This is a genomic window from Bradyrhizobium sp. SPXBL-02 (assembly GCF_051853065.1).
GTDB lineage: Bacteria > Pseudomonadota > Alphaproteobacteria > Rhizobiales > Xanthobacteraceae > Bradyrhizobium.
Genome location: NZ_CP182474.1, coordinates 3,391,167 through 3,406,102 on the forward strand (window position 1 = coordinate 3,391,167; position 14,936 = coordinate 3,406,102).

General features: G+C 63.4%; 9 protein-coding genes. All 9 read left to right on the forward strand.

Annotation, left to right across the window (positions count from 1 at the left end; all coding sequences use genetic code 11):
• Window positions 1-122: 122 nt before the first annotated feature.
• Window positions 123-4,319 carry a DNA-directed RNA polymerase subunit beta' gene (rpoC, locus tag ACNJYD_RS15575; protein WP_172783197.1) on the forward strand — a complete coding sequence of 1,399 codons (4,197 nt, stop codon included), beginning with the start codon at window positions 123-125 and terminating at the stop codon, window positions 4,317-4,319.
• Between the two features lie 193 nt (window positions 4,320-4,512).
• Window positions 4,513-6,567 (forward strand): FAD-dependent oxidoreductase, encoded by a 2,055-nt coding sequence (locus tag ACNJYD_RS15580; protein ID WP_439366847.1) that lies wholly within the window; start codon window positions 4,513-4,515, stop codon window positions 6,565-6,567.
• 134 nt (window positions 6,568-6,701) lie between these two features.
• The gene (locus ACNJYD_RS15585; RefSeq protein ID WP_439366848.1) at window positions 6,702-8,699 is read left to right on the forward strand and encodes an ABC transporter ATP-binding protein; all 1,998 of its coding nucleotides are present in this window, start codon (window positions 6,702-6,704) and stop codon (window positions 8,697-8,699) included.
• Window positions 8,700-9,585: 886 nt separating this feature from the next.
• Complete coding sequence (gene rpsL / locus ACNJYD_RS15590) at window positions 9,586-9,957, forward strand: 30S ribosomal protein S12 (RefSeq protein WP_007603006.1); 372 nt, start codon at window positions 9,586-9,588, stop codon at window positions 9,955-9,957.
• A 15-nt stretch (window positions 9,958-9,972) separates the two neighbouring features.
• Complete coding sequence (rpsG, locus tag ACNJYD_RS15595) at window positions 9,973-10,443, forward strand: 30S ribosomal protein S7 (protein ID WP_018647239.1); 471 nt, start codon at window positions 9,973-9,975, stop codon at window positions 10,441-10,443.
• Window positions 10,444-10,476: 33 nt separating this feature from the next.
• Window positions 10,477-12,549 carry an elongation factor G gene (fusA, locus tag ACNJYD_RS15600; protein ID WP_212254949.1) on the forward strand — a complete coding sequence of 691 codons (2,073 nt, stop codon included), beginning with the start codon at window positions 10,477-10,479 and terminating at the stop codon, window positions 12,547-12,549.
• 40 nt (window positions 12,550-12,589) lie between these two features.
• On the forward strand, window positions 12,590-13,780 hold the full coding sequence (tuf, locus tag ACNJYD_RS15605) for an elongation factor Tu (protein ID WP_025036994.1): 1,191 nt from the start codon (window positions 12,590-12,592) through the stop codon (window positions 13,778-13,780).
• A gap of 81 nt (window positions 13,781-13,861) precedes the next feature.
• Window positions 13,862-14,170: a 30S ribosomal protein S10 gene (gene rpsJ, locus ACNJYD_RS15610; protein ID WP_002712302.1), complete on the forward strand. Its 309-nt coding sequence runs from the start codon at window positions 13,862-13,864 to the stop codon at window positions 14,168-14,170.
• Between the two features lie 52 nt (window positions 14,171-14,222).
• On the forward strand, window positions 14,223-14,936 hold the full coding sequence (gene rplC / locus ACNJYD_RS15615) for a 50S ribosomal protein L3 (protein ID WP_025036993.1): 714 nt from the start codon (window positions 14,223-14,225) through the stop codon (window positions 14,934-14,936).

Genomic DNA, 14,936 nt, shown 5'->3' on the forward strand with positions numbered 1-14,936 from the left:
TGTCATGCCCGGCCTTCGCGGCCGGGCATCGGCGCCCCGCCCGAGGCCTTGAGGGCAGAGTGCCGTGCAGAAGTGATTTTCGAATTTGCGGCCGGAGGCGACCGGCACGCGAGGAGAAGACGATGAACCAAGAAATTATGAATCTCTTTAACCCGACGACGCCGGCTCAGGTCTTCGACCAGATCCGGATCTCGATCGCGTCTCCAGAGAAGATTCTGTCCTGGTCCTACGGCGAGATCAAGAAGCCGGAGACCATCAACTATCGCACCTTCAAGCCCGAGCGCGACGGCCTGTTCTGCGCCCGCATCTTCGGGCCGATCAAGGACTACGAGTGCTTGTGCGGCAAGTACAAGCGCATGAAGTACAAGGGCATCATCTGCGAGAAGTGCTCGGTCGAGGTCACGCTGTCGCGCGTCCGGCGCGAGCGCATGGGCCATATCGAGCTCGCAGCCCCCGTCGCCCACATCTGGTTCCTGAAGTCGCTGCCCTCGCGCATCGGCCTCCTGCTCGACATGACGCTGAAGGATCTCGAGCGGATCCTCTACTTCGAATATTACGTCGTGCTCGAGCCGGGCCTCACCGCGCTGAAGGACCGTCAGCTGCTGTCGGAAGACGAGTATCTGAAGGCCCAGGACGAGTACGGCCAGGACAGCTTCACCGCCATGATCGGCGCCGAGGCGATCCGCGAGCTGCTCAAGGGCATGGACCTCGAGAAGCTTGAGGCCTCGCTGCGTGCCGAGATGCAGGAGACCGACTCCGACATCAAGCACAAGAAGCTCGCCAAGCGCCTGAAGATCGTGGAAGCGTTCCGCCATTCCGGCAACAAGCCGGAATGGATGATCATGACCGTGATCCCGGTGATTCCGCCGGACCTGCGTCCGCTGGTGCCGCTGGACGGCGGCCGCTTCGCGACCTCTGATCTCAACGACCTCTATCGCCGCGTCATCAACCGCAACAACCGCTTGAAGCGGCTGATGGAGCTGCGCGCGCCCGACATCATCATCCGCAACGAGAAGCGCATGCTTCAGGAAGCGGTCGATGCGCTGTTCGACAACGGCCGCCGCGGCCGCGTCATCACCGGCGCCAACAAGCGTCCGCTGAAGTCGCTCGCCGACATGCTCAAGGGCAAGCAGGGCCGCTTCCGCCAGAACCTGCTCGGCAAGCGCGTCGACTATTCGGGCCGTTCGGTGATCGTGGTCGGTCCCGAGCTGCGCCTGCATCAGTGCGGCCTGCCGAAGAAGATGGCGCTCGAGCTGTTCAAGCCGTTCATCTATTCGCGGCTCGACGCCAAGGGCCTGTCCACCACCGTGAAGCAGGCCAAGAAGCTGGTCGAGAAGGAACGGCCCGAGGTCTGGGACATCCTGGACGAGGTGATCCGCGAGCATCCGGTGCTGCTCAACCGCGCACCGACGCTGCACCGCCTCGGCATTCAGGCGTTCGAGCCCGTGCTGATCGAGGGCAAGGCGATCCAGCTTCACCCGCTGGTCTGCTCCGCGTTCAACGCCGACTTCGACGGCGACCAGATGGCCGTGCACGTTCCGCTGTCGCTCGAAGCGCAGCTGGAAGCGCGCGTCCTGATGATGTCGACCAACAACATCCTGCATCCGGCGAACGGCCAGCCGATCATCGTGCCGTCGCAGGACATCGTGCTCGGCCTGTACTACGTCTCGATCATGCGCGAAGGACTGCCCGGCGAGGGCAAGGTGTTCGGCGACATGGCCGAGCTCGAGCACGCGCTGCACGCGAAGGTCATCCACCTCCACACCAAGATCAAGTACCGGTGGGAGGGCATGGACGAGACCGGCAAGGTCTCCAAGCGCTGGATCGAGACCACCGCCGGCCGCGTCATGCTCGGCAATCTGCTGCCGAAGAACCCGCGCATCTCCTACGAGATCATCAACAAGCTGATGACCAAGCGCGAGATCTCCGGCGTCATCGACCAAGTCTACCGCCACTGCGGCCAGAAGGAGACGGTGATCTTCTGCGACCGCATCATGGCGCTCGGCTTCTACAACGCGTTCAAGGCCGGCATCTCGTTCGGCAAGGACGACATGGTCGTGCCGCACGGCAAGTGGAAGATCGTCGACACCACCCGTACGCTGGCGAAGGATTTCGAGCAGCAGTACAACGACGGTCTGATCACCCATGGCGAGAAGTACAACAAGGTCGTCGACGCCTGGTCGAAGGCCACGGAAGAAATCGCCAAGGCGATGATGAAGGAGATCTCCGCCACCAAGAAGACGGCGAGCGGAGCCGACGCCGACATCAACTCGATCTACATGATGGCTCACTCCGGTGCCCGCGGTTCGCCGGCCCAGATGCGCCAGCTCGCGGGCATGCGCGGCCTGATGGCCAAGCCGTCGGGCGAGATCATCGAGACGCCGATCATCTCGAACTTCAAGGAAGGCCTCTCGGTGCTCGAGTACTTCAACTCGACCCACGGCGCCCGCAAGGGCCTCGCGGACACTGCGTTGAAGACCGCGAACTCCGGCTACCTGACCCGTCGTCTCGTCGACGTGGCGCAGGACTGCATCATCACGCAGAGCGATTGCGGCACCAAGCTCGGCATCAAGATGCGGGCCATCGTCGATGCCGGCACCGTGGTCGCCTCGCTCGGCTCGCGCATCCTCGGACGCACGGCCTGCGAAGACGTGCGTGACAGCTCCGGCCAGGTGATCGTCAAGCGCGACACGCTGATGGAAGAGAGCCACGTGGATGCCATCCATCAGGCAGGCATCCAGGAGGTGAAGATCCGCTCGGCACTGACCTGCGAGCTCGTCAACGGCATCTGCGGCAAGTGCTACGGCCGCGACCTCGCCCGCGGCACGCCGGTCAACCACGGCGAAGCGGTCGGCGTCATCGCGGCGCAGTCGATCGGCGAGCCGGGCACCCAGCTCACCATGCGCACCTTCCACATCGGCGGTGCGGCGCAGCTCAACGAGCAGTCCTTCGTCGAAGCCAACTTCGACGGCAAGATCGTGATCAGGAACAAGGCCATCGCCCGCAACAGCGAAGGTCACCTGATCGCGATGGTGCGCAACATGGTTGTCGCGATCGTCGATGCCGACGGCACCGAGCGTGCGACGCACCGTATCCAGTACGGTTCGCGCCTGCACGTCGACGAGGGCGACATGGTCAAGCGCGGCCAGCGCATCGTCGAGTGGGATCCCTACACCCGTCCGCTGCTCACCGAGGTCGAAGGTACCATCGGCTTCGAGGATCTGGTCGAGGGACAGTCGATCTCGGAAACGCTCGACGAGGCCACCGGTATCGCCAAGCGCGTGGTCATCGACTGGCGCTCGACGCGCGGCGGCTCGGACCTGCGTCCGGCCATCGTGATCAAGGGCAAGGACGGCAAGGTGCTCAAGCTCGCCCGTGGCGGCGACGCCCGCTACATGCTGTCGGTCGACGCCATTCTCTCGGTCGACATCGGAGCCAAGGTCCAGCCGGGCGACATCCTCGCCCGTGTCTCGACCGAAAGCGCCAAGACGCGTGACATCACCGGCGGTCTGCCGCGGGTGGCGGAACTGTTCGAGGCTCGGCGCCCGAAGGATGCGGCGATCATCGCCGAAATCGCGGGCACCATCCGGTTCGGGCGCGACTACAAGAACAAGCGTCGCATCTCGATCGAGCCGATGGACAAGACCGACGAGCCGCGCGAGTACCTGATCCCGAAGGGCAAGCACATCCACCTTCAGGACGGCGACGTCGTCGAAAAGGGCGACTTCATCGTGGAAGGCAACCCGGCGCCGCACGACATCCTTGCGGTCAAGGGCATCGAGGAGCTCGCGGCCTATCTGGTCAACGAGATCCAGGAGGTCTACCGGCTGCAGGGCGTGCTCATCAACGACAAGCACATCGAGGTGATTGTCCGTCAGATGCTCCAGAAGGTGGAAGTCACCGACCAGGGCGACACGGACATGATCTCCGGCGAGCAGGTCGACAAGATCGAGTTCGACGCGCTGAACGAGAAGGCCAGGGAAGAGGGCAAGAAGCCCGCCACGGGAACGCCGGTTCTGCTCGGCATCACCAAGGCGAGCCTCCAGACCCGCTCCTTCTTCTCGGCGGCATCGTTCCAGGAGACCACCCGCGTCCTCACCGAGGCGGCGGTCAACGGCAAGATCGATCCGCTCGAAGGCCTCAAGGAGAACGTCATCGTCGGCCGGCTGATCCCGGCGGGCACCGGCGCCTCCATGGCCAAGATCCGCGAAGTCGCCATGAAGCGCGACAAGCTGATCCTGGACGAGCGCGAGAAGCAGGCCGCCGTCGTGTCGCCGGCGCCGGAAGCCGAGCTTCCCGCGCTGCCGCCTGCGGAATGATCGTTCATCCGTAGGAATACCGAGGACAATGAAAAGGCCGGCTTTTGCCGGCCTTTTTGCTGCTTTCTTTGCTTGCTGCGATGCAGGATCGCCCTTTGTTCATCTTTCCTTCAGCCGCAAAAGCGCTTCTGCTAAGGCGACTTAGACCGGTGGTCCCGTGAAGGGGGCAGGGCCGGAAGACCACGGAACTCTCATGCTTGATCTTGCAATCGTAGGCGGCGGCCCCGGCGGGCTGATGAGCGCCTGGTACCTGAAGCGCAAGCTCGGCGACCTCTGCCGCGTCACCATCTACGAGGCCTCCGACCGGCTCGGCGGCAAGATCGTCACGCGCACGTTCGATTCGGCGCCCGCGATGTACGAGGCCGGCGTTGCCGAGATCTACGACTACTCGATGACGGGCCCGGACCCCTTGCGCGAGCTGATCCAGCATTTCGGACTCCAGACCATTCCGATGGATGCCGAGCAGGTCCAGTTCGGCGGTGAGCTGCTCAACGACGTTCCGGGCATGCGCCGCAAATACGGCGCCAAGACTGCGGCCGCGATCGAAGCCTTCCGCAAGCGCTGCGCCGAGGTGATGTCGCCGGTGGAATATTACGAGGGCGTCGGCGCGCACGACAACGAGCATCCCTGGGCCTACAAGACGGCCGAGCAGGTGCTCGACGAGGAGGTCGAGGACGCCATCGCAAAGCGCTTCTTCAAGGTGATGGCGCGCTCCGACATCGCGACCGAAAGCCACAACACCAACGGCCTCAACGCGCTCAAGAACTATCTGATGGACGTCGACGGCTATATCGGCCTCTATTCCATCCAGAACGGCAACGAGCAGCTGATCGAATGCCTGCAGTCGGAGGTCAATGCCGACATCCAGCTCAATCACCGCGTGCTCACCGTCGGCAAGGCGCCGACCGGCCGCTATCAGCTCAAGATGATGAACGGCAAGGGTCCGGAGACGCGCGACTTCGATCTCGTGCTGGTCTGCCTGCCGCATTCCTGGCTCGCCACCATGGGGTGGGAAGGCGAGCAGCTGCGCAAGTCGATGGTCAAGCACGTCTCATACTTCGACCGGCCCGCGCATTATTTGCGCGTCTCGATCCTGTTCGACGAGCCGTTCTGGGGCGACAGGATTCCGGGCGCATGGTTCATGTCGGAAGCCTTCGGCGGCTGCTGCGTCTACAACGAGGGCGCACGTCACGACGTCGGCAAGCATGGTGTTCTGAACTGGCTTATTCCCGGCTCCGACGCGCTGGCTTTTGCCAATCTGTCGGACCAGGAGCTGATCGATGCCGCCCTGAAGTCGCTGCCGGCCTCTCTCGGCGACGCGCGTCTGCACTTCATCGAAGGCAAGATCCATCGCTGGCTGTCCTCGGTGAACGCGCTGCCTGGTGGCTTGCCCGTGCGCGACGTCATGACCAATCACCGGCCCGAGCCGAAGGAGCACCCCGGCATCGTGGTGGTCGGCGACTATCTGTTCGATTCGACGCTGAACGGCCTGCTCGATTCCTCGGACGCGGCGACCGACATCATCCTGACCGAGATGATGCGCTTGCGCCGCGAACGCGCGCAGAGCGAGAAGCCGCTCTCTGACAAGATCGATCGCGATTATTTCGAGAATTATCGCGGCCTCGGCCCCTATCACCAGGCGTGGCGGCACTTCACCGATCCCGACTACCTGACCAAGCTGATCGGCATCGTCTGGGGCAAGGCGGCGGGCGCCAAGCTGCTCATCGCGGGCTCCGCCAGCGGCGAACTGGTCGGCGCGCTGCGCGATCGCGGCATCGATGCATGGGGGATGGAGAACAACCGCGCCATCCATGCCAAGACGCCGAAGGCGCTGAAGAAGTACAACAAGCTCGGCTCGATCACCGACATGCCGTTCAAGGACGGCACGTTCGACTTCGTGTTCGAGACCAGCCTCTGCCACGTTTCCCCGAAGCAGGTGGTCCGCGCCATCCGCGAGTTCAACCGCGTGGTCAAGACCGGCCTCGTGTTCGGCTCCATCACCTCGGACATGGCGCCGGCATTGATCGACCGCTACGACCTCCTGCGCGGGGTCAAGAAGCTCGGCACCTGGTGGGAATGGTCCGAGCTGTTCTTCGGCAACGGCTTCGACCTGTCGATGCACCGCAAGGATTGCACCGATGCGCTGTGGGAGGCGACACTCGCCGCCAACAAGGGGCCGGGGCAGTGGTACGCCGACGCGGACAGCTTGCGCTATTCCTTCTTCGACAAGGTCGAGGACGAGGACTAGTCCCAGGGAACGCGGATCGAGTTCGCCAATTGTTTTGCCGAATTCATCCTGATCGCATAGAATCGGTGCAATAGCGGTTGCCGCTATTCCTGCGTTCTCTGCGGTCATGCCGGCCGTCAGCATCGGTTGGTTTCATGGCGTCCAAACCCCTCCCGCCCGACAAACAGAAGCTCGCCGCGGAAGAGGCGGCCGAGCTCGACGACAAGCTTGCCGTCGCCAAGCCGGACCTCGACGAGGACGACGACGATGAGGCGGATGACGAGCTTGAGCTCGAGGACGACGACGAAGAAGACGAGGACCTCGTCGTCTTTACCGCGCGCGAAGCTGCCGGCGCCCTCGCGACCATCGTCGGGTTCGTCAAGCCCTATCTCTCCAATTACAAGCGGATGCTGTCATTCGTGGCATTCGGCGTCGTGATCGAGACGTTGTTCAACGTCATCATGCCGCTCAGCCTCAAGTTCCTGATCGACGATGCGCTCGGCGAGGAGGATTTTCAGGCGCTCTACAAGATCCTCGGCGTGCTCGCCGTCGCCGGCATCTTCACCTCGATCGTTGCGGTCTGGTACGAACGCTGGGACGCGCGCCTTGCCGCTTGCATCATCTCCGATGTCCGCAAGCGCCTGTTCGAGCACGTTCAGGATTTGCCGGCGGCCTATTTCGGCCGCACCCGGCGCGGCGAGATCCTGTCGCGCTTCTCGGTCGATCTCTCGGCCTTCGAAGGCGCGGTCAAGACGTTCGCCAACAGTGCCGCGCTGCCGTTCCTGGAGCTGATCGCCGGCATCATCCTGATGGTCTTCCTCAACTGGCAGCTCGCCGTCGTCGCCCTGCTGGTGTTCCCGATCACGCTGATCGGCCCCCGGATCCTGACGCCGAAGGCGGTGCAGGCCAATTACGAGCAGAAGCTCAACGAATCGGCGCTGCTCGGCCTGGTGCAGGAGAACGTGGCGGCCCAGGCGGTGATCAAGGCGTTCAGCCTGCAACGCAAGATGTTCGGTTTCTTCACCTTGCGCAACGACGAGACCCGCAACAGGATTGCCTCGGCCACATTCCTCTCGACCATGGTGGAGCGGACGGTCACCATCTCGGTGCTCCTCCTGCACCTGGTGGTGCTCGCGATCGGCGCCTATCTGGCGACCAAGGGCCAGATCACCATCGGCACCTTCGTCACCTTCGAGAGCGCGTTCTGGGAGGTCTCCTACAACATCGCCCATGTGATGCATTTCATCCCGGTGTCGATCTCCTCGGCCGCCGCGATCCGTCACATTCAGGAACTGCTCGACGAGCCGACCCGCGGGGCCGATCGTCCCGGCGCGCCGGACCTGCCGCGCATCACCAACGACATCACTTTCGATCACGTCACCTTCCAGTACGAGGGCAGCCAGACGCCGGTGCTGGACAATCTCAGCCTCAAGCTCAATGCCGGCAAGCGCATCGCGATCGTCGGTCCGAGCGGCTCCGGCAAGAGCACGCTGCTCAATCTGATCCTGCGGCTCTACGTGCCCGACGAAGGCCGCGTCGCCATCGACGGCGTCGACGTCCGCAAGGTGACGCTGGACTCGCTGCGCCGGAGCATGGCGGTGGTGTTCCAGGAGAACATGCTGTTCAACATGTCGATCCGCGAGAACATCCGGCTCGGCAAGGAGGGCGCAACCGACGAGGAGGTGGAGGAGGCCGCCAAGAAGGCCGAGATCCACCGCTACATCATGAGCCTGCCGCAGCGCTACGACACGCTGGTCGGCGAGCGCGGCGATACGCTGTCGGGCGGCCAGCGCCAGCGCATCGCGATCGCGCGCGCGATCATCCGGAACCCCTCCGTGCTGCTGCTGGACGAAGCCACCTCGGCGCTGGACCAGACCACCGAGGCCGCGATCAACCGCACGCTGCTCAAGGTCGCCAAGGGCCGCACCATGATCTGGTCGACCCACCGCCTGACCTCGGTGGTCGAAATGGACGAGATCATCGTGATTTCAGGGGGCAGGGCGATCGAGCGCGGCTCCCACGCCGAGCTGCTCGCCAAGAACGGCACCTATCGCAAGCTGTGGAACGATCAGATCCACCAGCCCCACGGCACCGCAGCTCACGCCGCCGACGACCGCGACGATGACGACGATGACGACGACGAGGAGGACTGACCGGGCCGTAGCGAGCCCGTGATTCTGGTCCGTGGCGCGCGGGCCGAACCTGGCGGCGAGTTCTTCGATTCGAAAAACGCGGTCAGATGGCTCTCATGCAGACCGGCCGGGCCGTCGAAAAGCGCCGTGCAGCCGACACCGCCGTTGTCGGTTGGACCGGACCACCCCACGCCGATCATGGTGATGTTCGTCGCGGATTGCTGCCGACGCGGAGAGATTAACGCGCCTTAACGCATTTCGAGCACAAAAGCCCCTCGCCGCCGATAATAAAGTTTCTTTTTGTCCGGATATAAATTGCTTGTGGGCTGGCGAATTGGAGACTTAGGTCCCATATTGGGGGCGGCGCGGCGAGGGCGGCAAACAGCGATTTTGGCAAGCGCATGAAGCGCTTTGTGACTGTCGTTTCACCTTGACTTGACCGATTCTCACTTATAGAAAGCGCCTCACTTAACGACAGGCGGTGAGCATCGCCAGCGTCGGAACGGGCCACCCGTTGATCCCCAAAGACTAGATCTGCCAGGGGTCGCAAAGACGGGCACCAACCTCGACGAATGCCGCTCAAACGCTGTCGATCATAGCTAGGCAATGCCAGTGCGACTTTAGTTCTCTCGAGCACGTTCTCTTGAGATCGAATTCGGATGCATGACCTCAGTGTGCGGGCCGCGGCATTGCGCTGAACGGCTTCAAGACTGCGGTCCTCTGTGGCGTCGAAGCGCTTTCCGCTCGTTGATGGAGCGGTTGGCGCAATTTCGCTTTGCGCGGGTTATTTCGCGCAAGGTGGCCTCCTCGGGCGGGTGGCTCGAACAGAATTTGCGGACCCGGTGACGGGCCGCGGCAAGACAGCGGACCCGAGAGGGGCCGCGGCAGAAAAAGGGTGAAGGCCAGTATGCCGACGATCAACCAGCTGATCGCTCAACCGCGGGAAGTGCAGAAGTCGCGCAAGAAGGTGCCGGCGCTGCAGCAGTCGCCGCAGAAGCGTGGTGTTTGCACGCGCGTCTACACCACGACCCCGAAGAAGCCGAACTCGGCGCTTCGTAAGGTTGCCAAGGTGCGCCTGACCAACGGCTTCGAGGTGATCGGCTACATCCCCGGCGAGGGCCATAACCTCCAGGAGCACTCGGTGGTCATGATCCGCGGCGGCCGCGTCAAGGACTTGCCGGGCGTGCGCTACCACATCCTCCGCGGCGTTCTGGACACCCAGGGCGTCAAGAACCGTAAGCAGCGTCGTTCGAAGTACGGCGCCAAGCGTCCGAAGTAAGCGGGAACCAAGCCTATGTCTCGTCGCCACTCTGCGGAAAAGCGCGAAGTTCTTCCGGATCCGAAGTTCGGGAACATCATCGTCACGAAGTTCATGAACTCGGTGATGTACGCCGGCAAGAAGTCGGTTGCGGAAGGCATCGTCTATGGTGCGTTCGGCATCATCGAATCCAAGACCAAGCAGAACCCGCTCGGCGTGTTCGAGCAGGCGCTCGAGAACGTCATGCCGACCATCGAGGTTCGCTCCCGCCGCGTCGGCGGCGCGACCTACCAGGTTCCGGTCGAGGTTCGCTCGACCCGCCGTCAGGCTCTCGGCATTCGCTGGCTGATCGCGGCTGCGCGCGAGCGCAACGAGAAGACGATGACCGAGCGGCTCTCGGCGGAGCTCTTGGACGCATCGAACAACCGGGGGAACGCCGTCAAGAAGCGCGAAGACGTGCACCGCATGGCGGAAGCCAACCGCGCCTTCTCGCACTACCGCTGGTAACGGCGACACACTCGGACTCGCAAGGAACGACCCATGCCCCGCCAACATGCCATCGAGGACTACCGTAACTTCGGTATCATGGCGCATATCGACGCCGGCAAGACCACGACCACCGAGCGCATCCTCTATTACACCGGCAAGAGCCACAAGATCGGCGAAGTGCACGAAGGTGCCGCGACGATGGACTGGATGGAGCAGGAGCAGGAGCGTGGCATCACGATCACCTCGGCCGCGACCACCGCGTTCTGGAACGGCAAGCGCCTGAACATCATCGACACGCCCGGCCACGTCGACTTCACCATTGAAGTCGAGCGTTCGCTGCGCGTGCTCGACGGCGCCGTCTGCGTGCTCGACTCCAACCAGGGCGTCGAGCCCCAGACCGAGACCGTCTGGCGCCAGGGCGACAAGTACAAGGTTCCGCGCATCGTCTTCGCCAACAAGATGGACAAGATCGGTGCCGACTTCTTCAAATGTCTGTCGGACATCGTCGATCGCCTGGGCGCCAAGCCCGTCGCGATCCAGCTTCCGATCGGTGCCGAGAACAACTTCAAGGGTCTCGTCGACCTCGTGAAGATGAAGGGCGTCGTCTGGAACGACGAGTCGCTCGGTGCCAAGTTCGACTACGTCGACATTCCGGAAGACCTCGTCGACCAGGCCAAGGAATACCGCGAGAAGATGGTGGAAGCCGCCGTCGAGCTCGACGATGACGCCATGGCCGCCTATCTCGACGGCAAGGAGCCGGACGAGGCGACCCTGAAGCGCCTGATCCGCAAGGCGGTGCTGACCGGCGCGTTCTATCCCGTGCTGTGCGGCTCGGCCTTCAAGAACAAGGGCGTGCAGCCGCTGCTCGACGCCGTCGTCGACTACCTGCCGTCGCCGCTCGACGTGCCCGCGATCAAGGGCACCGACGACAAGGGCAACGAAGTCGTGCGCAAGGCGGACGACAAGGAGCCGCTGGCGCTGCTCGCGTTCAAGATCATGGACGACCCGTTCGTCGGCACCATCACCTTCTGCCGCATCTACTCCGGCATTCTGCAGAGCGGCACCGGCGTCGTGAACTCGACCCGCGAGAAGAAGGAGCGGATCGGGCGCATGCTGTTGATGCATGCGAACAACCGCGAGGACATCAAGGAAGCCTACGCCGGCGACATCGTCGCGCTGGCCGGCCTGAAGGAAGCGCGCACCGGTGACACGCTGTGCGATCCCGACAAGCAGGTGATCCTGGAGAAGATGGAATTCCCCGAGCCGGTCATCGAGATCGCGATCGAGCCGAAGTCCAAGGCCGACCAGGAGAAGCTGGGCGTGGCGCTGGCCAAGCTCGCCGCGGAGGATCCGTCCTTCCGCGTGTCGACCGACCACGAGTCCGGCCAGACCATCCTCAAGGGCATGGGCGAACTCCATCTCGACATCAAGGTCGACATCCTCAAGCGCACCTACAAGGTCGATGCCAACATCGGCGCGCCGCAGGTGGCGTTCCGCGAGCGCATCACCAAGCGGGTGGAGCACAGCTACACCCACAAGAAGCAGACCGGCGGTACCGGCCAGTTCGCGGCCGTGTCGTTCATCGTCGAGCCGAACGAAGCCGGCAAGGGCTTCGAGTTCGAATCGAAGATCGTCGGCGGCGCGGTGCCGAAGGAATACATCCCCGGCGTCGAGAAGGGCCTGGAGAGCGTGCTGTCGTCCGGCGTGGTCGCGGGATTCCCCGTGGTCGACGTCAAGGTGCAGCTGGTCGACGGCAAGTATCACGACGTCGACTCGTCGGCGCTCGCCTTCGAAATCGCCTCGCGTGCCTGCTTCCGCGAAGCGCTGCAGATGGGCAAGTCCGTCCTGCTCGAGCCGATCATGAAGGTCGAGGTGGTGACCCCGGAAGACTACACCGGCTCGGTCATCGGCGACCTGAATTCCCGGCGCGGTCAGATCCAGGGGCAGGACATGCGCGGCAACGCCAACGTCATCAACGCGATGGTGCCGCTCATGAACATGTTCGGTTACGTGAACAATCTGCGCTCGATGAGCCAGGGTCGCGCGACCTTCACCATGCAGTTCGATCACTACGCAGAAGCGCCGGCCAACGTGTCGGCAGAAGTCCAGAAGAAGTTTGCCTGATTGTCGTCGGTTGAAAGCTGACGATTGAACGGAGAGTCAAATGGCCAAAGCAAAGTTTGAACGTACCAAGCCGCACTGCAACATCGGCACCATCGGTCACGTCGACCATGGCAAGACGTCGCTGACCGCGGCGATCACCAAGGTTCTCGCCGAAGCCGGCGGTGCGACGTTCACCGCGTACGACCAGATCGACAAGGCGCCGGAAGAGAAGGCCCGCGGCATCACCATCTCGACCGCGCACGTCGAGTACGAGACGCCGAACCGGCACTACGCCCACGTCGACTGCCCCGGCCACGCCGACTACGTGAAGAACATGATCACCGGCGCTGCCCAGATGGACGGCGCGATCCTGGTCGTGTCGGCCGCTGACGGCCCGATGCCGCAGACCCGCGAGCACATCCTGCTCGCCCGCCAGGTCGGCGTGCCCGCGCTCGTCGTGTTCCTCAACAAGTGCGACATGGTCGACGATCCGGAGCTGCTCGAGCTCGTCGAGCTCGAAGTCCGCGAGCTGCTCTCGAAGTACGAATTCCCCGGCGACAAGATCCCGATCATCAAGGGTTCGGCGCTGGCCGCTCTCGAAGACTCCGACAAGAAGCTCGGCCACGACGCCATCCTCGAGCTGATGAAGAACGTCGACGAGTACATCCCGCAGCCGGAGCGTCCGATCGACCAGCCGTTCCTGATGCCGGTTGAAGACGTGTTCTCGATCTCGGGCCGCGGCACCGTCGTGACCGGCCGTGTCGAGCGCGGCGTCGTCAAGGTCGGCGAGGAAATCGAGATCGTCGGTCTCCGCGCCACCCAGAAGACCACCGTCACCGGCGTCGAAATGTTCCGCAAGCTGCTCGATCAGGGCCAGGCCGGCGACAACATCGGCGCGCTGCTCCGCGGCACCAAGCGCGAGGACGTCGAGCGCGGCCAGGTTCTGGCCAAGCCGGGTTCGGTCAAGCCGCACACCAAGTTCAAGGCTGAGGCCTACATCCTCACCAAGGAAGAGGGCGGTCGCCACACCCCGTTCTTCACCAACTACCGTCCGCAGTTCTACTTCCGCACCACCGACGTGACCGGTGTCGTGCACCTGCCGGAAGGCACCGAGATGGTGATGCCGGGCGACAACATCGCGATGGAAGTGCACCTGATCGTGCCGATCGCGATGGAAGAGAAGCTCCGCTTCGCGATCCGCGAAGGCGGCCGCACCGTCGGCGCCGGCGTCGTCGCCTCGATCATCGAGTAATTACGAGAAAAGGGACGGCGAGTAGCGAATGGTGACATTCGCTATTCGCTATTCGCCACCCACTGAAGAGAGACCACGGCAATGAACGGCCAAAACATTCGTATCCGTCTCAAGGCGTTCGACCATCGTATCCTCGATACGTCGACCCGCGAGATCGTGAACACGGCGAAGCGCACCGGCGCGCAGGTCCGCGGACCCATTCCGCTGCCCACCCGCATCGAGAAGTTCACCGTCAACCGTTCGCCCCACGTCGACAAGAAGAGCCGCGAACAGTTCGAGATGCGCACTCACAAGCGCCTGCTCGACATCGTCGATCCGACCCCGCAGACCGTCGATGCTTTGATGAAGCTCGACCTGGCCGCCGGTGTCGACGTCGAGATCAAGCTCTAAGATTTTGGATCCCGTTCGCCAAAAGCGGACAAAGAGAACAGGAAGCAAGCCGATGCGCTCCGGAGTGATCGCACAAAAGGTCGGGATGACGCGGGTCTTCACGGAGGCCGGCGAACATATCCCCGTGACCGTGCTGAAGCTCGGCAATTGCCAGGTCGTAGGCCACCGCACCGAAGAGAAGAACGGTTACGTCGCGCTCCAGCTCGGTTCGGGCAGCCGCAAGACCGTTTACATGCCGAAGGCCGAGCGCGGCCAGTTCGCGGTCGCCAAGGTCGAGCCGAAGCGCCGGGTCGAGGAATTCCGCGTCACCGCGGACGCCATGATCCCGGTCGGCGCTGAGATCCAGGCTGACCACTTCGTTGTCGGTCAGTTCGTCGACGTCACCGGCACCTCGGTCGGTAAGGGCTTCGCCGGCGGCATGAAGCGCTGGAACTTCGGCGGTCTGCGCGCCACACACGGTGTGTCGATCTCGCACCGCTCGATCGGTTCGACCGGTGGCCGTCAGGACCCCGGCAAGACCTGGAAGAACAAGAAGATGCCCGGCCACATGGGTGTCGACCGCATCACCACGCTCAACCTTCGCGTCGTCCAGACCGATGTCGAGCGTGGCCTGATCCTCGTCGAGGGCGCCGTTCCCGGCTCCAAGGGCGGCTGGATCCGCGTGCGCGACGCCGTCAAGAAGCCGCTGCCGAAGGAAGCTCCGAAGCCCGGCAAGTTCAAGGTTGCTGGCGACGCGGAAGCCGCTCCGGCTGCGCAGGAGGCGTGA